The organism is Paenarthrobacter sp. YJN-5, assembly GCF_015040095.1.
Taxonomy (GTDB): domain Bacteria; phylum Actinomycetota; class Actinomycetes; order Actinomycetales; family Micrococcaceae; genus Arthrobacter; species Arthrobacter ureafaciens.
The window spans coordinates 853,715-873,492 of sequence record NZ_CP053544.1 but is presented as its reverse complement, the minus strand read 5'-3'; the positions used below and the strand labels follow the sequence as shown (position 1 = coordinate 873,492).

Annotated in this window: 15 protein-coding genes; 9 read left to right on the top strand and 6 right to left on the bottom strand. The window is 63.8% G+C overall.

The features are described 5' to 3' along the window. Positions 1-5 precede the first annotated feature (5 nt). Positions 6-1,454: a hypothetical protein gene (locus HMI59_RS04105; RefSeq protein WP_193592896.1), complete on the bottom strand. Its 1,449-nt coding sequence runs from the start codon at positions 1,452-1,454 to the stop codon at positions 6-8. A 467-nt stretch (positions 1,455-1,921) separates the two neighbouring features. On the opposite strand from HMI59_RS04105, the gene acs reads away from it, so the two are divergent. Next, a complete protein-coding gene (gene acs / locus HMI59_RS04100) occupies positions 1,922-3,949 on the top strand; it encodes an acetate--CoA ligase (protein ID WP_193592895.1) in 2,028 nt (675 codons plus the stop codon). 146 nt (positions 3,950-4,095) lie between these two features. Continuing rightward, positions 4,096-4,890 (top strand): DeoR/GlpR family DNA-binding transcription regulator, encoded by a 795-nt coding sequence (locus HMI59_RS04095; protein WP_062097882.1) that lies wholly within the window; start codon positions 4,096-4,098, stop codon positions 4,888-4,890. Between the two features lie 18 nt (positions 4,891-4,908). Here the strand turns inward: HMI59_RS04095 and HMI59_RS04090 are convergent, their stop codons facing one another. After that, entirely contained in the window at positions 4,909-6,147 is a 1,239-nt protein-coding gene (locus HMI59_RS04090; protein WP_193593666.1) for an IS110 family transposase, read from the bottom strand. A gap of 444 nt (positions 6,148-6,591) precedes the next feature. On the opposite strand from HMI59_RS04090, the gene HMI59_RS04085 reads away from it, so the two are divergent. Together HMI59_RS04085 and HMI59_RS04080 are read left to right on the top strand one after the other, a co-directional pair. Continuing rightward, positions 6,592-7,332 (top strand): ABC transporter ATP-binding protein, encoded by a 741-nt coding sequence (locus HMI59_RS04085; protein ID WP_193592894.1) that lies wholly within the window; start codon positions 6,592-6,594, stop codon positions 7,330-7,332. Continuing rightward, positions 7,325-8,692: an FtsX-like permease family protein gene (locus HMI59_RS04080; protein WP_227471530.1), complete on the top strand. Its 1,368-nt coding sequence runs from the start codon at positions 7,325-7,327 to the stop codon at positions 8,690-8,692. The genes HMI59_RS04085 and HMI59_RS04080 overlap by 8 nt, the downstream gene beginning before the upstream one ends. A gap of 150 nt (positions 8,693-8,842) precedes the next feature. Here HMI59_RS04080 and HMI59_RS04075 read toward each other — a convergent pair whose 3' ends face one another. Next, positions 8,843-9,862 (bottom strand): LacI family DNA-binding transcriptional regulator, encoded by a 1,020-nt coding sequence (locus tag HMI59_RS04075; protein ID WP_193592893.1) that lies wholly within the window; start codon positions 9,860-9,862, stop codon positions 8,843-8,845. Between the two features lie 14 nt (positions 9,863-9,876). Further along, a complete protein-coding gene (locus tag HMI59_RS04070) occupies positions 9,877-11,076 on the bottom strand; it encodes a Gfo/Idh/MocA family protein (protein WP_193592892.1) in 1,200 nt (399 codons plus the stop codon). 197 nt (positions 11,077-11,273) lie between these two features. On the opposite strand from HMI59_RS04070, the gene HMI59_RS04065 reads away from it, so the two are divergent. From HMI59_RS04065 to HMI59_RS04050, 4 genes are all read left to right on the top strand, one after another. Beyond that, entirely contained in the window at positions 11,274-12,236 is a 963-nt protein-coding gene (locus HMI59_RS04065; RefSeq protein WP_193592891.1) for a carbohydrate ABC transporter permease, read from the top strand. Positions 12,237-12,245: 9 nt separating this feature from the next. Beyond that, the gene (locus tag HMI59_RS04060; protein ID WP_166186432.1) at positions 12,246-13,166 is read left to right on the top strand and encodes a carbohydrate ABC transporter permease; all 921 of its coding nucleotides are present in this window, start codon (positions 12,246-12,248) and stop codon (positions 13,164-13,166) included. 29 nt (positions 13,167-13,195) lie between these two features. After that, on the top strand, positions 13,196-14,533 hold the full coding sequence (locus HMI59_RS04055) for a sugar ABC transporter substrate-binding protein (protein WP_193592890.1): 1,338 nt from the start codon (positions 13,196-13,198) through the stop codon (positions 14,531-14,533). A 94-nt stretch (positions 14,534-14,627) separates the two neighbouring features. Continuing rightward, on the top strand, positions 14,628-16,799 hold the full coding sequence (locus HMI59_RS04050; protein ID WP_193592889.1) for an alpha-galactosidase: 2,172 nt from the start codon (positions 14,628-14,630) through the stop codon (positions 16,797-16,799). A 149-nt stretch (positions 16,800-16,948) separates the two neighbouring features. On the opposite strand, the gene aroQ is transcribed toward HMI59_RS04050, so the two are convergent. Next, entirely contained in the window at positions 16,949-17,413 is a 465-nt protein-coding gene (gene aroQ / locus HMI59_RS04045; RefSeq protein ID WP_193592888.1) for a type II 3-dehydroquinate dehydratase, read from the bottom strand. A 144-nt stretch (positions 17,414-17,557) separates the two neighbouring features. Then, entirely contained in the window at positions 17,558-18,742 is a 1,185-nt protein-coding gene (locus HMI59_RS04040; RefSeq protein ID WP_166186436.1) for a MarP family serine protease, read from the bottom strand. A 236-nt stretch (positions 18,743-18,978) separates the two neighbouring features. On the opposite strand from HMI59_RS04040, the gene HMI59_RS04035 reads away from it, so the two are divergent. Then, a complete protein-coding gene (locus HMI59_RS04035; RefSeq protein ID WP_011775987.1) occupies positions 18,979-19,656 on the top strand; it encodes a Crp/Fnr family transcriptional regulator in 678 nt (225 codons plus the stop codon). Positions 19,657-19,778: the final 122 nt, after the last annotated feature.

Sequence of the window (19,778 nt, the reverse complement as noted above, 5' to 3'; positions counted from 1 at the left end):
TCCTGCTAACCGCGTTCGATGTTGCTGAGCTCCCTGAGGACCCCAAGCTTGCCGTCGGTGTCCTGCACCAGGAACTCATGGCCGCGGTCCTCGAGAGCCAACACCCAACCACCGGGTTGAATGACGAACGCAGGAGCGCCGGTCCTCTGGTCATAGGCCGTTCGCGGCTGGGCTACGGCGAACCAGAAAGCCTCGTAGTGCGGCGCGTCCTGGGACTCGTCGGGTCGGCTCGCGGGATCCACAGTTGCGCCGATGGAGTCGCTGACGGTCCTGGTGTCGGACGAAACGATCGGCGTCGCCATGGTCGCGGCCCATGGACGTTCATTGGATTGCTGCTGGGCGGCCGGCTGACCGACCTGTTCGGCCGCAGCCTGTCGGGATGCTGCCTGCTGCGCAGCTGCTTCCTGGGTGGTTCCCGGCTGGGCGTCCGCAGGCTGGGCGGTTCCCGGCTGGGCGGTTCCCGGCTGCGTGGCCGCAGGCTGGCCGGCTGCAGGCTGTGCGGTTCCCGGCTGGGCGGCCGCAGGCTGATCGCCGCCTTGGGCTGCAGCGGCGGGAGTACCGGCCGCGGTTCCGAGGGCTGCGGAGGAATTGCCGGGCTCCCGGGAGGCAGGTTCCTGCGCACCCTGCTGCGGGCCCCGCGCGGACTGGTCTGCGGTCCTCGGCGCGGCTTGCGTCGCCGGCGCAGAGTGGGTCACAGGCGTGTGGGCGGAAGGCTGCTGGCTCCCGGTCTGCTGCGCAAAAGGGGTCTGCTGCGCACCAGGGGTCTGCTGCGGAACAGGGGCCTGCGCACCCGAAGCCGAGGCCGAACCGGTGAATCCGGGGACTGCCGGGCCAACACCGGACTTGCCGTCCTTGGGCACCTTCGGTGCCTTGGGCGCAGCCGGTTTGCGGGTGGGAACAGCGGCTTGCCGGGCCACGACGTGCGCTGGTGTTTCGGCACGGCCCTTGAAGTCGACCGATAGGAAGGGAAGGTGCGGCCCAAGGACCGTGGCGGCAAGCAGGCCCACGGAGCCCACGAGGCCCAGCAAGACGCTGCCGTTAAAGGAGTCCGCGATCGTCAGGAAAAACAGGGGCAAGGCGAAGGCAGCGGTGACTGAGGCGAACTGGTCAATGGACAGGGAGCCGATGCGGATGTTGGTGCCGGGCTGGAGGCGACGTGCCACAAAAAGTGCGGCAACCACCAGCGGAAGGATGACCCCCAACAAGAGGAAGAACAGGTTGCCCAGGTTCCACAGATTGTAGCGACCGCCAAACATGGGAAGCAGCGACGCAATGAACATCAACAGGACGGAACCAAAGACCGTCAAGTCCCTGACCGTGAACGGACCGGCGACGGCTTCAAACTTGCCGGCTGCCCCGGACGTGGTGGCCGTGCTGTCAGGTGTGGCCGTTCCAGCGTTGGTGTCCGTTCCCGAGGATTGCGAGTCGTGCGGGCCTGGTCTCAGCTGGTTCATCTAATCTCCTTCGTGCGGCGTCGTCCTGGGCAGTCCGGACCGGCTGTTCCGCGGCATTCCGCAGCCCAACCTGACACGCCTCTGGCGTCCCCAAGACTTATTCAGCCTATGCCACCCCACAGACACTGACCTAGCCAAAAACGGTCCTCCGGCTTCGCCCTCAGCAAACTCAAAGGCTACTTACGGATGGACGCAGGAATGCGTGGCCCGCAACCGGCGAAACGGGTGCCGCCGTCGTCGTCATGAAAGCGGTTCCCAGCCACCCAACGCGCCATTCGGCGCCAAATCCTTACCGCTCACTGACGCATTTGTGATGAGGCACACGTAGGACCTCTCGAAAGGGATAGTGTTGATGGCGGACAGCGCTGCAGCCCCCGCCCAGGGCCAGTACGACGCCGGAACACGGCTTGTGCGGGACCCCGCGGACGGCGGTTGCGGCTTAGATCGCGATGAATGATGAGGTTCACATGTCCCAGGACACCACCGGATCAACGGCAACCGCAGCACCTTCGGCCGCCGGGGGCCAGGCCCGCCAGGATGCCCTTGAAAACCTGCTTCAGGAGAACCGTAAGTTTGCGCCGTCGGCGGAGTTCGCGGCGAATGCGGTGGTAACGGCTGATGAGTACGCAAAAGCTGATGCGGACCGGCCTGCGTTCTGGGCGAATCAGGCGCGTGAGCTTCTGACGTGGAGCAAGGACTTCGATCAGGCGCTGGATTGGTCCAACCCGCCGTTTGCAAAGTGGTTCGTTGGCGGGGAGGTCAATGCCGCTTACAACGCACTGGACCGGCACGTGGAGAATGGCCTCGGTGACCGGGTAGCGATCTACTTCGAGGGCGAACCGGGCGATACCCGCACGTACACGTACGCGGAACTCACCGAAGAGGTGAAGAAGGCCGCGAACGCTTTCGAGTCCTTGGGTGTTGCCAAGGGCGACCGGGTGGCCGTGTACCTGCCGATGATTCCCGAGGCCGTCATCACCATGCTTGCCTGCGCCCGGATCGGCGCGGTCCACTCCGTGGTGTTCGGAGGGTTCTCCGCTGATGCTTTGCGGTCCAGGATCGAGGACGCCGAGGCCAAGCTCGTGGTCACCGCCGACGGCACATACCGCCGCGGCAAGCCCTCCCCGCTCAAGCCGGCCGTGGACGAGGCTCTTTCCAAGGACGGACACACGGTGAACAACGTGGTTGTGGTCAAGCGCAACGGCGAGGACGTCAACTGGGTGGACGGCCGGGACCTCTGGTGGTCCGAAACGGTTGAAAAGGCACCCAGCGAGCACACCGCCGTCGGGCATGATTCCGAGCACCCGCTGTTCATCCTTTACACCTCCGGCACCACCGGCAAGCCCAAGGGCATCCTGCACACCACGGGCGGCTACCTGACCCAGACCGCCTACACGCACAGGGCTGTGTTCGATCTGCACCCGGAAACGGACGTGTACTGGTGCACCGCCGACGTCGGCTGGGTCACCGGGCATTCGTACGTCACCTACGCCCCGCTCATCAACGGCGCCACCCAGGTCATGTACGAAGGCACCCCGGACTCCCCGCACCAGGGCCGCTGGTGGGAAATCGCCGAAAAGTACAAGGTTTCCATCCTCTACACCGCCCCCACGGCCATCCGTACGTTCATGAAGTGGGGACGCGAGATCCCTGCCAAGTACGATCTCTCCGCCATCCGGGTCCTGGGCTCCGTGGGCGAACCCATCAACCCCGAAGCCTGGATGTGGTACCGCGAGGTCATCGGCGGCAACGGCGGCAAGAAAGCCAATCCAGCCCCGATCGTGGACACCTGGTGGCAAACCGAAACCGGTGCCCAGATGATCGCCCCACTTCCCGGGGTCACCTCCACCAAACCCGGCTCCGCCCAGGTTCCCCTGCCCGGCATCGCCGTGGACGTCGTGGACGAAAACGGCGCCTCGGTGGCCAACGGCGAGGGCGGCTACCTCGTGGTCCGCGAACCGTGGCCCTCCATGCTCCGCGGCATCTGGGGCGACCCGGAACGGTTCAAGGACACCTACTGGTCCCGGTTCGAAGCCATGTACTTCGCAGGGGACGGCGCCAAGAAGGACGAAGACGGCGACGTCTGGCTGCTGGGCCGCGTGGATGACGTCATGAACGTCTCCGGCCACCGACTCTCCACCACCGAAATCGAATCGGCCCTGGTCTCCCACCCCGCTGTTGCTGAAGCAGCCGTGGTCGGAGCCGCGGACGACACCACCGGACAGGCCGTCGTCGCGTTCGTCATCCTCCGCGGTGACGCCACCAACAAGGGCGACGAAACCGTCCTGGAACTGCGCAACCACGTGGGCAAGGAAATCGGTCCCATCGCCAAGCCCAAGCAACTGCTCATCGTGCCGGAACTGCCCAAGACCCGCTCCGGCAAGATCGTCCGCCGCCTCCTCAAGGACATCGCAGAAGGCCGCGACACCGGAGACGCCACCACCCTGGCCGACCCCTCGATCATGAAGCAGATCGCCGAGTCGCTGCGCAAGTAACGTCCCTTCCCTCCCGGGACCCACGGCGCCGCCCACCACACCAGGTGAGCGGCGCCGTCGTCGTTCTGTGCAGTCAGCCAACGGAATCCCGCCCTAGACTGTAGCCAGACGACTCCCTCCCTCGAGGCCCCCCAAGAAAGGCCCTGATGCTTCAGGCAGCACGCCACTCCGCCATCCTCGAAGCCGTGCAACGCGAACGCGTGGTGCGTGTCTCGGATCTGGCCCAGTTGTTGGGCGTTTCCCCCATGACGGTCCGTCGGGACATTGAGGCCCTGGAAGAAACCGGGCGTGTTGAGCGCATCCATGGCGGCGCCAAGCTTCCCGGAGATGCGGGCACCCACGAACCCGGGTTTGAACTGAAGTCCACCCGGCTGATGTCCGAGAAGCATGCCATTGCCGTTGAGGCGGCTGCGCTGGTGCAGGAAGGCATGGCCGTCGGGCTCAGCGCCGGGACAACCACGTGGGCGCTGGCCCAGGAGCTCGTCCACGGCCCGCGCATCACGGTGGTGACCAACTCTGTCCGGATCGCGGACCTGTTCCACCACGGCGCGTCGTCCGGTCCGGGACGGTTCGGCTCCACAGTGATTCTGATCGGCGGCGAGCGCACGCCGTCGGATGCCCTGGTAGGTCCGATCGCAACGTCGTCGCTGAAGCAGCTGCATTTGGACGCGCTGTTCCTCGGCGTGCACGGCATGGATGCGCAGGCCGGCTTCACCACGCCCAACCTGCTTGAAGCCGAAACCAACCGGGCCTTCATGGCATCGGCCCGCAGCACCGTGGTCCTGGCCGACCACAGCAAATGGGGTGTTGTAGGCATCGCTTCCATAGCTGCCCTTGAGGAGGCGGACGAACTTATCACCGACTCCCTGCTCGGTGACGATGCCCGCAAGGTGCTGGCCGAGAATGTGGCCAAGCTCCGGATCGCCGGCGCACCCAACTAATACGAAAGTAGGGGTGGGTTAGGCTGCGGTGACCGGGGTGATCGTGACGTCGTAGCCGAGGTTGTTGAGTTGTTTGATGGCTTTGTTTTTCGCTCGGGTTGGGCTGATCCGGTTGTAGTGATCGGCGCCGGGGTCGTTGTAGATTTCGCCGTTCCGGGGCATGTGCCAGGCTGCGTTCAGGATCGAATGTTCGACAGCGACAAGGGCTTTGTTGCGTCCGGCGCGGGCTGTGATGCGCCGGTATTTCGCGGCGAGGTAGGTGTTCTTTGATCGTGTGACGGACATGGCCGCGGTGCCGAGGGCTGCTTTGAGGTACTTGTTGCCGGGCAGGATGTGCGCTGATTTGATGTGGCCTGCGGATTCGTTCGCTCCGGGACACACACCTGCCCAGGATGCGAGCCGGGCAGGTGTGTCAAACACGGTCATGTTCGCGCCGGTTTCGGCGATGATCACTTCGGCGACTCGTTGGGAGACTCCGGGGATGGTGGCCAGGGCTTCCCTGGCGTCACGAAAGGGTTTCATCGCCTCCTCAATGTGTTGGGTGAGGGCCTCGATGGTACGGGTGTGGGCATCGATCTGGTCCAGATGCAGTCTGGCCATGAACGCGTGGTGGGGCCGGAACCGGCCGGTGAGCGCGTCAACCAGTGCCGGGATTTTCGAGCGCAGTGTTCCGCGGGCCATGCCGGCAAGGACTTCGGGGTTACGTTCGCCACGGATCAGGGCTTCGAGCATGTCTCGTGAGGAGACCCCGGTCAGATCCGAGACGACCGAGGAGAGTTTGATCCCGGAGCCTTCGAGGAACTTTTCCAACCTTTGGATTTCCCGGACCCGGTCCCGGGCAGCGATGGCCCTGGCCCGGGTAAGGTCCCTAAGGTCACGGATGGGCTCGGGAGGCACGAACGAGGCACGCAGCAGCCCGTAAGCGCCCATCCGGGCCAGCCAGGCGGCGTCCTTGACATCGGTTTTGTGGCCCGGGAGGTTCTTGGCGGATTTCGCGTTGACCAGCATCACCGGGACGGTCTCCTCGAGCAGGTAGTAGAACGGTTTCCAGTAATCGCTGGTCGCCTCCATCACCACCATGTCCACACGGGCTTGCTCGAGGTACTCTCGCAGTTCCAGGACCTGCCCGGTGGTCGCAGCCCACGTCGTGACCTTGGATGTGTAGGTCCCGGGCCGTGCACCCGGAACCCGCACGCACAGCTTCGCGTCGCGCTTGGAAATATCCAGGCCAGCGGCACGCTCGTGAACGACATCCAGATCCTTATCAATCTCCATGATGCTTCCTCCCAACCTCTCGTACGGCTGTTTCGCATCTACCGTGGGGAGGACTGGAAAATAATCAGGAATCTAACACCCGTGCTCGAAGCAACAATCCATGGCTCCCATGGAAATCCTCCACGCCACGCTAGGTCACGGACTCCGGGTACCAAGTTGGGTCGGCGTTCACCGCGGCAGACACTCCCATGATCATCCCCTCACCACTGAGTTGCCAGAGCCCACGGCGAGCAGGACACACACTTTCCCCACTCCATGGGGCGCCGACGGCGCGGAACCGCTAAGTCGCATTTGTGCGCGTTCTGAGCCTTCAAAACGCGCGCAGCTGCGACCCAGATGGGTCTCATACCGCGGGTGGAGGCCCGCCGTCGGAGTTCAGCCGGCGGACTGATGCCCCGGAACCCCGGGCTTGGGGATGCTGGAATCATGAACGCCATCCTCCACGCCCAGCAACTCACCAAGCACTACCCCGGAGGCGTAGCCCTTGACCACGTTGACTTCACCGCGCAGGCGGGCGAGTCGATCGCGATCATCGGGCCGTCCGGTTCGGGGAAGACCACCCTTCTGCACTGCCTCGCCGGAATTTTGAGGCCCGACGCCGGTTCGGTCACCTTGGGCCGGCAGGCGGGCGCGCTCGATTTGCGCACCTTGTCCGACGCTGAGTTGTCCAAGCTCCGCCGCGAGGAGTTCGGATTCGTCTTCCAGCAGGGCATGCTGCTGCCGGAATTGACCGCCTTGGAAAACGTCGCTCTCCCGCTCATGCTGACTGGCACGGACCGGCGCACATCCGAGTCGCGTGCCGCCGAGTGGCTGGCCGCCTTGGGATTGGCGGGCAAGGAGAAGCGTCGCCTCGGCGAATTGTCCGGCGGCCAAGTGCAGCGGGTGGCGATCGCGCGGGCACAGGTGACAGGAGCCCGGGTGATTTTCGCGGATGAACCCACTGGAGCCTTGGACTCTGCGACATCCAGCGAGGTACTCGACGTGCTGCTTCGCTCCGTGGCCGCCAACGGGCGCACGTTGTTGGTGGTGACGCACGATCCCAATGTCGCTGAACGCTGCGGGCGTGTAGTGGAGCTGCGGGACGGTCGGATCATTGCGGACAGTGCGGGACTGGGCAGGACTGCAGCTTCCGGCAACTACAACTTCAAGGGTGCCTTCAATGTCTAGCCTCAGCATGGCCCTCCGGCTGACGCCGTACATTGCGCGCAGCAAGGGCAATATCCGTGATTCAGGCCTTCGCGAGACCGGACTGCCGGTCCTTGCGTTTGGAACCGTCACTGCGCTGCTGCTTACCGTTGCGGCGGGCTCGCAGGTTTTCTGGACTTGGACGGACGGTCTCGCAGGCACTTACCAAGCGTTGGCCGTCGTCGCAATGGTCCTCCTTGTTATCCCGCTGCTGACCCTGGGCGGGTCGGCTGCGCGCCTTGCCGCCCGCCGTCGGGATGACCGGCTGGCGTCCCTGCGGCTGCTTGGAGCGAACAGCGCCACCGTGGTCTGGATGACGGTCATCGAGTCCACCGTCCTGGCCGCCGTAGGGGCCTTGGCCGGGGCGTCGCTGTACGCCGTTGTGGCACCGTTCCTCGGGTTGATCCAGTTCAGGGGACAGGCAATCGGCACTCACGCATGGTTGCCGGTCCCGTCGATTCTGGCTTGCGTCCTTGCCGTCTGCCTCATTGCCGCGGTCAGCGCGGCGCTCGGGCTGCGGAAAGTGGTGGTGACTCCGTTGGGCGTACGGACACGGCAAACGACCTACGGCGCCCACTGGGTTCGCGGACTCGTGGCGGTTCTGGTGGTGATTGCCGGAGTGGTGGCCATGGGCATGCTCAGCAGTTTTGACGCGTTCATCGTGATCCTCGGTGTGATGGCCGGATGTTTCGGCATGGCGTTGCTGGCCCTCAATCTGATGGGGCCCTGGGTTCTGAAGTTGCAGGCGATGTCACAGCTGAAGCGCGCCAGACAGCCCGAACAGCTTCTCGCCGCACGGACCGTGCTGGATAACCCCAAGGAATCGTGGCGCCAAGTAGGCGGCGTCGCCATGACGAGCTTCGTAGGCGTGTTTGTGGGGGTCGGGATGGCCGTGGCGGACTCCATGGGCAGTGGGGCCGCGGACGAAACCACACTCTTGGTCCGGGATATCAACACCGGCGTCATGATCACCTTGCTGGGTAGCTTTCTGATGGTTGCCTGCTCGGCCGGGGTCAACCAGGCGTCCTCGGTGTTGGACAGGGCGTCCACTTTGGTTGCCCTGGACCGCGTGGGCATGCCCCGCAAGCTCATGGTGAGTGCGCGGGTCAGGGCCGTGATGTCACCGCTGCTCCTGGTGGCGGGTATCTCGGCGGCAGCCGCTGGTGCGCTGGTGCTGCCGTTGGCTGGCCCGGCATTGCTGACCCAGCCCGTGGTTCTTCTGACCATCGGTGCGGTGTTTGCCACAGGTTTCGTCTTGGTGCGGCTGGCTGTTGCTGCCGGGACAGCGCAGATTAACCGGGTGCTGTCCCGCCCGGCGCGCTACGCCAGCGTGGATTCCTAGCCGACCTCCCCTACCGACGCTCTATCACTTCCCGCAGCGTTCAGGCCGACGCTCTCTCACTTCCTTGAGAGGAGTGATAGAGGGAAGCCCTCAACGGGTGATGATGTGACAGAGGATCGCCGGGAAGGGGGTGGGACGTGAGAGAGGAAGCTAGGGGCAACCGCAGGACTGCCGGATGATCAGCTCGGTGGGCAGGATGTGGTGCTGGAGCTCCTCCCCACGGTTCGCGCCCACGAGTGACCGGACCGCGGCCTCGGCCATTGCCTCGATGGGTTGCGAAACGGTGGTCAGCGCCGGCCAGCTGTACTCGGCGTCGAGGGAACCGTCGAAGGAGACCAGCGCGATGTCCGCGGGAACCCGCACACCGGCTTCGTGGAATGCGCGCAGTATGCCGATGGCCTGCATGTCACTGCTGGCAAAGATCGCCGTTGGCCGGTTGGCCATGGCCAGGAACCGCTTGCCCACCTCGTAGCCGCCGGGCCTGCTGAATTCCCCGTGTATCAGTGGTCCGTCGGGCAGCCCTGCCGCACGCAACGCGGCCAGCCAACCGGCCTCACGCCCGTCCAATTGATTGCCGGTATTGGTGCCGATCGCCAGGCCGATGCTGGTGTGGCCGTGGCCGATCAAATGCTCCACGGCAGCACGCGCACCGGCTTCCAAATCCACTCCCACGCTACTGAAACCGGGAGGCGAACCAAGGTTGTTCAGCAGCACAGACGGAATGTCGGTGGCCTCCAGGTCCGTCAGGTCCGGGTCGAAAACACAGCTTGCCAGGAAAACCCCATCCACCTGCCTCGCCGCCAAGGTGTGGATGTTTTTGCGTTCACGGGTCAGGCTGCCGTTCGAGTTGGCGAGCACCATGCCGTAGCCCAGCGCGGCGGCAGCTTCTTCCACGGCATGCGCCAGATGGGTAAAAAACGGGTTCGTGTTGTCCGGAACCACCACGCCGATAGTCTCGCTCGACCCCAGCTTCAACGCCCGCGCAGCCGCGTTGGGGCGGTATCCGAGGATTCGGATGGCGTCCCGCACCTTGGCTTCGGTTGCCGGCGCCACGTTCTTGGGCCCGCCGTTCACAACGTAACTCACGACGGCGGTACTCACCCCGGCGTACCGGGCCACGTCCTTGCGGGTCACAGGGCCGCGCGGGGTTTGTACAGCAGAAGTGGTCATGGGGTAAATGCTAGCTACATCGCAGGAGCGTCGCCGAAGTCCCTGATGCGAAGGCGCTCACCTCCGCGCAACGCGGACTGGTGCGCCACGATGCCGGGGAGGGTGTACCGCGCAGCAACCCAGGCATTGACGGGTGGCAGCTGGTTCTTGTTGACGGCAGTGACGAAGTCGTCCACGAGAAACTGGTGGCTGCCCTCGTGGCCGTTGGGGGCACCGAGGAACTCCTGCGGAAGCCGGGCGGGCTCGTGGACGGGCGCTAGGCCGGAGATGAAAGCGTCCCGAAGTTCAGGGGCTACGCCCGCCAGGGACGGATCGTCAGGTGACATGGTGGGTTTCGTTTCAACCTGGTCCGAGACATCGGTGACGCCCTGTTTGTCCTGCCACAGTGTGGTGGTCGCGAGCTGTTCGAAGCTTGCCTCGGTGCCGAAATAGCGGAACCGTGACTCCCGGATGTGGGAGGGGTACCCCACCCGGCGCATCTCATTGGTGCGAATCGCACCGCCGTCGTTCATTTCGAACAGGGCCGTTGCGTTGGAGAAGTCGTTGGCGAACATGCTGACGTCCTTGTCGAAGACCCCGTCGTTCCGGTGGTCCTTGACTCCGATGCAACTGACGCTGACAGCATAGCCGGGGACAGCACCCAGAACCCCGCCTATTGCGTGGGTGGGATACAACATGGGCGGGTAGCTGGCGGTCTCCTTCCAACGGTCGCCGCCGCTGTACTGGTAGGCCTCGTAGAAACCAAGGTCCATGTCATGGACGTAGTCCCCCTCGGTGTAGAAAATGCGGCCGAACTTTCCGGCTTCCTGCTGTTTCCTGGCGAAGACCGTGGCGGGGTTGTAGTAACTCGTTTCACCCATCATGTAGACGAGTTTGGTTTCCCGGACGGCGGTGATGATGCGCTCGATTTCTTCCTCGGAAACGGCCATCGGCACGGCGGAGTAGACGTGCTTTCCGGCGCGCAGCGCCCGTTCAACCAACGGGCCATGCGTCCATCGCTGGGTAAAGATAGCGACCGCATCGACGTCGGATGCCAGCAGTTCGTCGAAGGAGGCCATGGTGCCGTCCAAGCTCCACTGCTCCCGGGCGGCCAGCGCCCGCTCGGGGAGTTCATCCACCGCGTAGACCGCGCTGACACCGGGGTGGAGCTTGAACAAGTGCGCGAATTGGCCGCCGAACTGGCCGACGCCCAAGACACCAATCGAAAACGACATTTTGTCCTCCTGAGCTGCATTGCTTGGGATTGAGGCGCCCGTAGAAGGGCGTGATGCTAGTCTTCCACCACTATCTACACGAGTCAACTAAGGAGACTTATCACATCAAAAAACCAGACAAGATCTTGCTTAACAAGTTTCTACTCGTGTAGATTCAGCATCGTTGTTACCCGCATCACAGTCAGGAAGTGTCGACGATGACCACACTCACCAAGCCTCCGGCCAGCGCAGCCAAGCGCTCCGGACGCAAGCAGGGGCCCGGGAACGCACCCGTCAAACGCAGCATTACCAGCCGGCTCGGCGACCTTAGGATCGCAATCTTCTTCATCCTTCCGGCGATGGTTGGCTTCGTGGCCTTCTTCCTGGTCCCCACCATCCGCGGCATCTACCTCAGCTTCACGGAATACAGCATCCTGGGTGAGCCGACGTGGATCGGGACTAAGAACTACTCGGCCCTCTTCCAGGACGAACTGTTCTGGAACGCCATGGGAGTCACCCTCCAGTACGTGGCGCTCAACATCGGATTCCAGACCGTCATCGCGCTGGGGCTCGCGCTGCTGATGCACCGGGTAGCGAAATCCACTTTCATCCGTGGCGCCCTGCTGCTGCCGTTCCTGGTAGCCAACGTCATCGTGGCACTTGTGTGGTTCTGGATGCTGGACTACCAACTGGGCATCGTCAATGAAGTCATGAGCTGGATCGGACTCCCCCGGGTGGCCTTCTTCGGCAGCGAGCAGTGGGCCATCCCCACCATCGCGTTCGTCAACGTGTGGCGGCACATGGGCTACACGGCACTGTTGATCTTTGCCGGCCTACAGGCCATTCCCAACCACCTGTACGAGGTCGCAAACCTCGACGGCGCCTCACCCGCCCGGACGTTCTGGAGCATCACCATGCCGCTGCTCCGGCCCGTGCTGGTTCTGGTCCTGGTGGTCACGGTCATCGGATCGTTCCAGGTCTTCGACACCGTGGCCGTCACCACCAACGGCGGCCCCGTCAACGCCTCCCGCGTGATCCAGATGTACATCTACCAAAAGGCCTTCGGCGAGTCGGACTTCGGCTACGCCTCCGCACTGTCCGTCATCCTGTTCATCATTCTCGCCCTGGTGGCCTTCATCCAGATGAAGTTCCTCAAAGGCAACGAATCGGACCTGGACTAAGGAACCGCAATGACTAGCTCAACCCTGCCTGAAACCCGCACACCGTCCCGGAAGAAGCCCCTGAATTGGCGCCGCATCGGCGCGTGGGTGCTGGTCGCCGTCGCCGTCGCCGTGACCGTTGCCCCTTTCTACTGGATGCTGCGTACGGCACTTTCCAGCAACGGCGCCCTTGCCTCCAACTCGGGCAACCTCCTCCCCGCCGAGTTCAGCTGGGGCGCCTTCAAACGGGTCCTTGGCCTGCAAACCACCGAGGAAGCAATCGCCGAAGGCGGCTCCGGTGCCGCCATCAACTTCTGGCTTTACCTGAGGAACTCGATCGTCTTTGCCACGGTCACCACGGTGGCGCAGGTGTTCTTCAGCGCGATGGCCGCCTACGCCTTCGCCCGGCTTCGCTGGCCCGGAAGGAACAAGGTCTTCGGCCTGTTCCTCACCACCATGATGGTCCCGCCCATCTTCACCGCCTTGCCCAACTTCCTCATGATCAAGAACCTCGGGCTGCTCAACACCATGGCCGGCATGACCCTCCCGTTCCTGTTCATGACGCCGTTTGCGATCTTCTTCCTCCGCCAGTTCTTCCTGGGCATGTCCCGCGAGGTTGAGGAAGCGGCCATGCTCGACGGCGCCAAGCACCTGAGGATCTTCTTCCAGATTGTGCTTCCCAACGCCGCAGCCCCCATCGCCACCCTGGCGCTGCTCACCTTCATCGGTCAGTGGAACGAATATTTCTGGCCTCTCCTGGTTGGCCAGGACGAAAGCGTCCGGGTACTCACTGTCGGCCTGAGCGTCTTCAAATCACAATCCCCGCAAGGCGCCCTGGATTGGTCCGGGCTCATGGCCGGAACCCTCGTGGCCGCGCTGCCGATCTTCATCCTGTTCATCGCCTTCGGCAAGAAGGTTGTGAACTCCATCGGATTCTCCGGAATCAAATAAACCGCAAGAACACTCCTGAAAGGCCTGTCATGAAGAAACCCCTTGGCGTCGCAGCTGCAGCCGCCGCCCTTGCCCTGACGATGTCCGCCTGCGGTGGCTCCGATTCCGGCTCCGCGGCAAACGGCGAAATCAACTACTGGCTTTGGGATGCCAACCAGCTTCCCGCCTACCAACAGTGCGCCGATGACTTCACCAAAGCCAACCCGGATATCAAGGTCAAGATCACCCAGCGCGGGTGGGACGACTACTGGACCACGTTGACCAACGGCTTTGTAGCCGGAACGGCACCGGACGTCTTTACCAACCACCTTTCCAAATACCCGGAATTCGCGGCCAAGAAGCAGTTGCTGCCCTTGGACGAAGCGGTGGAAAAGGACGGCATCAAACTGGACGCCTACACCGCCGGGCTTCCGGAACTGTGGGTTGGCCAGGACGGCAAGCGTTACGGCCTTCCCAAAGACTGGGACACGGTGGGCCTGTTCTACAACAAGGCAATGACCGACGCCGCAGGCATCTCCGCCGAACAGATGGCCAACCTTGACTGGAACCCCAAGGACGGCGGCAGCTACGAGAAAGTCATTGCCAAGCTGACGGTGGACAAGAACGGCAAGCGCGGCGACGAGCCCGGCTTCGACAAGAACAATGTGGCCACGTACGGCTTGGGACTCACCGGCAGCGGCGCAGGCCAAGGCCAGACTGAATGGAGCTTCCTCACCGCCACCACCGGATGGACTGCTACGGACAAGAACCCTTGGGGAAGCAAGTTCAACTACGACGACCCCCGATTCCAGGAGACCATCACCTGGTGGGCCGGGCTGACGGAAAAGGGTTACATGCCCAAGCTGGAAACCACCGTGGGTGCGAGCATGCCGGACAGCTTCGGCGCCGGAAAGGCCGCCATCAACTCCAACGGCGACTGGCTGATCGGGCAGTACAAGACCTACAAGGGCATTGAGACCGCCATTGCTCCTACGCCCAAGGGCCCCAACGGCCAGCGCGCTTCCATGTTCAACGGCTTGGCGGATTCCGTCTGGGCCGGCACCAAGAACCCGGCAGCAAGCGTCAAGTGGGCTGAATACCTCGGCTCAGCAGCCTGCCAGGACGTCGTCGCGAGCAAGGCCGTGGTGTTCCCGGCAATCAGCAGCTCCGCCGAGATCGCCGCCAAGGCCTTCGCCGACAAGGGCATCGACGTGTCCGCTTTCACCACTCACGTCAAGGACGGCACCACCTTCCTCTTCCCGATTGCAGACAAGGCAGCAAAGGTTGACGGCATCATGAAGCCCGCCATGGACGCCGTGCTTTCGGGCAAGAAGCCCGCTTCATCGCTCACGGAAGCCAACAACCAGGTCAACGATCTCTTCAAGTAAAGCCCCTTTCGCGGGGCCCGTTATGCGCGCTTTGACTCCCAGGACGGCGCGCACAACGGGCTCCGCACCCCTTATCTGAAAGCGACAAACACGCATGCACCCGCTCCACCTCCGTTCCGCCGGCACCAGCCTGGTCATCAGCACGCACCGCGGAGAGGCCGAGATTACCCATTGGGGAGCCGACCTCGGCGACTCACTCCCCGACCTTTCCATCCTCAACGAGCCCGTTCCGCCATCCGCGGCTGACGCGAACGTACCGGCCGGGCTGCTCCCCCAGGCTTCGTCCTCGTGGCAGGGCCGCCCGGGCCTCAGGGGACACCGCGTCATAGACGGCGTACCAGGCTTTGATTTTTCGGTGCGCCTCCGCGTGGTGAGTGCGACGACGGACGGCAGTACCGCCGTCGTTCTTCAGTCAGATCCCGACGCCGGGATCACCGTCACCAGCAACCTCACCCTCCATCCGGGCGGGCTGCTGGAACTGCGGCACGAACTGCGGAACGACGGAACGACGCCGTTCCAGGTGGACGAACTGGCAACCGTTCTCCCGGTGGCGCCGGACGCCGTCGAACTTTTGGACCTGACCGGACGCTGGTGCCGGGAGCGCCACCCGCAGCGCCGTCCCCTCCAGCAGGGAACGTGGGTCAGAACGGGACGGCATGGGCGCACCGGGCATGATTCGTCCCTGCTGTTCGCCGCCGGGACGGCAGGCTTCGGCAACCGGCACGGCAAGGTTTGGGCCACGCATCTCGCGTGGAGCGGCAACCACGAACAATTTGCGGACAGCGCGGCCGACGGGCGCACAATGATCGGCGGCTCCGAGTTGCTGGGCGCCGCCGAAGTGGTGCTGCAACCCGGCGAAAGCTACGCGTCCCCGGCCCTGTTCGCCGCCTACTCGGACCGTGGCCTCGACGGCATCACGGAAGCCTTCTACAGCTGGTTCCGGGCCCGGCCCCACCACGTATCGGGACCGCGTCCGGTGGTCTTGAACACGTGGGAAGCGGTCTACTTTGACCACAACCTGGACACCCTGCTCGAACTGGCGGAGTCAGCCGCTGATTTGGGCGTGGAACGCTTTGTGCTGGACGACGGCTGGTTCCGTGGCCGCCGTGATGACCATGCCGGGCTGGGCGACTGGTTCGTGGATGAAACCGTGTGGCCCAATGGGCTGACACCGCTCATCCAGGCGGTGACGTCCCGCGGCATGGAGTTCGGGCTGTGGGTGGAACCGGAGATGGTCAACCTTGATTCGGACGTCGCGCGCGCCCATCCCGAGTGGATTGTTGGCCCCTCGGTTGCGTCCTACAAGGAGGGCGGCCGGCTCCCGCTCGAGTGGAGGCACCAGCACGTCATGGACCTCGTCAACCCGGAGGCCTGGCAGTACGTCTACGATCGGATCGACGCCCTGCTGCGGGAGAACGACATCAGCTACCTCAAATGGGACCAAAACCGTGACCTGCTGGAACACGGACATGCCGGGCGCGCTTCGGTCCATGAGCAGACCCTCGCCGCATACCGCCTCTTCGACGCCTTGCGTGCTGCGCACCCGGAGGTGGAGATTGAAAGCTGCTCCTCCGGCGGCGCCCGCGTGGACTTGGGGATCCTGGAGCGGACAGACCGGATCTGGGCGTCGGACTGCAACGATGCCCTGGAGCGCCAAACCATCCAGCGCTGGACAGGCATGGTGGTCCCCCCGGAGCTGGTCGGCAGCCACATCGGTCCCACGACGTCGCACACCACCGCCCGGACTCACGATCTTTCCTTCCGCGCGATCACCGCATTCTTCGGCCATTTCGGCATGGAGTGGGACGTCCGCTCGGTCACGGGAGCCCAGCGCGAGGAACTCAAGCGGTTCATCGCGTTGTACAAGGCGCACCGGGACCTCATCCACAGTGGACGAATGGTGCGCGCCGACTCCCACGATGAGTCCCTCATGGTGCACGGCGTGGTCGCGTCGGAGTACGACGGCGGTGTCCCGGCCGGTGCCGCTGCGGCGCTGTTTGCGGTGGTCAAGACGCGGACGTCGTTCGCCGAACAGGTGGGCCGCGTTTCACTCCCGGGGCTCGATGCGGACCGTGGCTACCGTGTGGAGCTGCTGTTCCCCACGCCGGAAGACCCCGATTACAGCCACACGGTCATCGAAGCCCAGCCGGTGCAGTGGCTCGCCTCCGGCACGGAAGCTTCCGGGCGGTTCCTCGGGGAAGTAGGGCTGCCGATGCCCGTCCTGCACCCTGAGCACGCGGTGCTCCTCCGGATCACCGCCCTGTGATCCTCTATCACATCCCAACGCGTTGGGCGCGACGCTCTATCACATCCCAACGCGTCGGGCCCGACGCTCTATCACATCCCAACGCGTTGGGCGCGACGCTCTATCACATCCCGACGCGTTAGGCCCGACGCTCTATCACATTCCAACCGTCAGAGCGTGTCGGCCAGATAGTCGACGGCCAACTTGTACCCGAGCACACCGGCACCAACAATGATCGCGTTGCAGACACCGGACAGGTATGAGTGGTGGCGGAATTCCTCCCGCTGGTGGACGTTGGTGATGTGCACCTCGACGGCGGGGAGCTGGACAGCTGCCAGGGCGTCGCGAAGCGCCACGGACGTGTGAGTGAACGCCCCCGCATTGATCACGATGCCAACCGCCGTTCCGCGGGCGGCGTGGATTGCGTCCAGGAGATCGCCTTCATGGTTCGACTGGACGCAATCCACCGTGAACCCGTGCGATTCGGCAGCGGACAAGGCCAGTCGTTCAACGTCCGCCAGTGTGGAGGTCCCGTATTTCTCGGGCTCACGCGTACCCAAAAGGTTCAAGTTGGGGCCGTTGACAACAAGAATGGTGCCGCGTCCGGATTCAGAGGCGGGAGTGGCTTCAGTCATGACTCTCAATCTATAGGGGTGATAGAGCGTCTGGGAATCAGGGCCATTAGGTGAACGAGCGTTGGCAAAAAACGCTCATTATGTGAGAGAGCATCGCGAATGTGGGGAGCATCGCGAATGTGGGGGAAGGTCAGGCAGCGGTTATTACTTGCGCGTGCACTGGCCTGACTCCACCGGGGCGCTCAATCCGGGAGCCTGCGCCGCTACCGGTTGGACATCCTGCATGGTCAGCGCGAAACCGAGGGCAGCATTGGTTGTTGTTTTGGCAAAGATGAGGCCAGCCACCTGCCCCTGCGTCGTGAGCAAAGGCCCGCCCGAGTTGCCCGGCTGGACGTCGCCCGCCAGCTTATAGACCAGCTCAGGTGAGGGGTTGCTGCCGTAAATGTCCGGAACCAGGATCGTCGAGATCCCTTCCACAGTGGCGGGTTTGGACTGGAACGGCCCGCCGTGCGGGTAACCGGCGAACGCTGCGGGACTGCCGTCAGGCAGGTCCCCGCTCAACGGCAGCGGCGAAGCGGCGAGTCCGTCCACAGCCAACACGGCAATGTCCCGCTGGGGGTCGAAGTAGACCACCCGTCCCGGCAGCGCACCGCCGTCGGGCACTTCCACCACCGGTTGCGACACGCCGGCAACGACGTGCGCGTTGGTGACCACGCGCTCCGGTGACACCACGAAGCCGGAACCCGTCTGGTTCTGGCCGCATTGGAAGGCTGTGCCGGCGATCTTCAGCACGGATTGTGCAGCTTGGTTGAGGGCAGGGGTATCGGTGGACTCGTTGGGGATTTTGACCGGTGTGGTGGAGCCGAAGCCCTCGATCAGTTTGGGAATGCCATCGCCGATCACCGTGGACCGCAGTTGCGCCATGGTGGCTTTGACGGGCGTTGGCGTCAGTGAATCGATGTACCGGATCACCCTGGATTGCGCCAGCTGCTGTGAGACGAAGGGCACACCGAGGGAACTGATGCTGAAGGCCAACATGGACATCACCAGCGCGGCGACCACCAGGCTTACCGCACCGCCCACCAGGCGGTCCACAGCGTGCAGCGGCTTAAGCCGCACCACGTGACGGACCCGTCGCCCGATCATGGTTCCGAGTCCATGGCCCAAAGCAATAAGTACGACGGCGGCAGCCACTGTGGCGGTAAGCCTCCACGCGCTGTCACTCACCCAGCCGCTGACCAGCGGGACCGCGATGAAGGCCGCGATTGCACCAACAATGAAACCCGCGATGCCGCCGAGGGTCACCAGGAAGCCATTGCGAAGGCCGTAGATCAGGTAGGACAAGAGCATGAAAATCAATGCAAAGTCCAAAATGGTCAAGCCAAACACCAAGTGCTCCTCATAGCCGGGTAGCGCCAATTCTAGAGGGGGACCCTGACAGTAAACCGTTAGCCCGGTCACGGAGCGGGCTCGGTCCGGGTTCAGTTGTGGCCTGAAACATGGCGATCGGCCAACGGAATCCGCGTGATTTCAGCGTTTCACGTGCCAAGTACGTCACAGAACGCTAAAAATTCTGAAACAATGGCTGAAGCGCCACGACCGAAACTTTATTCTCAGGAGACTTCATGGACATCGAGGTATTGCGCCGCGCACCCCTCTTCGCCACCCTTGACGACGATGCATTCCGCTTGCTGACAGACGAACTCACCGAGGTGGATCTTTCCCGCGGGGCGTCGGTGTTCCGTGAAGGAGACCAGGGTGACCAGCTCTACTTCATTGTGTCCGGCAAGGTAAAGCTCGGCCGCACTTCCCCCGACGGCCGTGAGTCGCTGCTGGCCATCCTCGGCCCCGGTGAACTCTTCGGCGAGATGGCCCTGTTCGATCCGAGCCCCCGCACCGCTACGGCAACCGCCGTCTCGGAGACCCGCCTCGCCGGCCTGAAGAACGAGAGCCTCAACGCACTGCTCCGCACCCGCCCTGAGGTGTCGGCCCAGTTGCTGCAGGCCTTGGCCCGCCGCCTGCGCCGCACCAACGATTCCCTCTCTGACCTCGTCTTCTCCGACGTCCCCGGCCGCGTAGCGAAGGCCCTCCTGGACCTCGCCGACCGCTTCGGCCGCCCTGCGACCGACGGCGTGCTGGTCGCCCACGAACTGACGCAGGAAGAACTGGCCCAGCTGGTCGGCGCATCCCGCGAAACTGTCAACAAGGCCCTGGCTGAATTCGTCCAGCGCGGTTGGCTGCGGTTGGAAGCACGCGCCGTCGTTATTCTCGACATGCAGCGTCTGCGTCAGCGCTCCCGCTAAACCCCCTTCGCAAGAGGCCGCTCCGGTGATCACCGGGGCGGCCTTTTTCGTGAGTGATAGAGGAACGCCTCAAAACGGGCGGGAAGTGATAGAGGAACGCCCGAAAACCGGCGGGAAGTGAT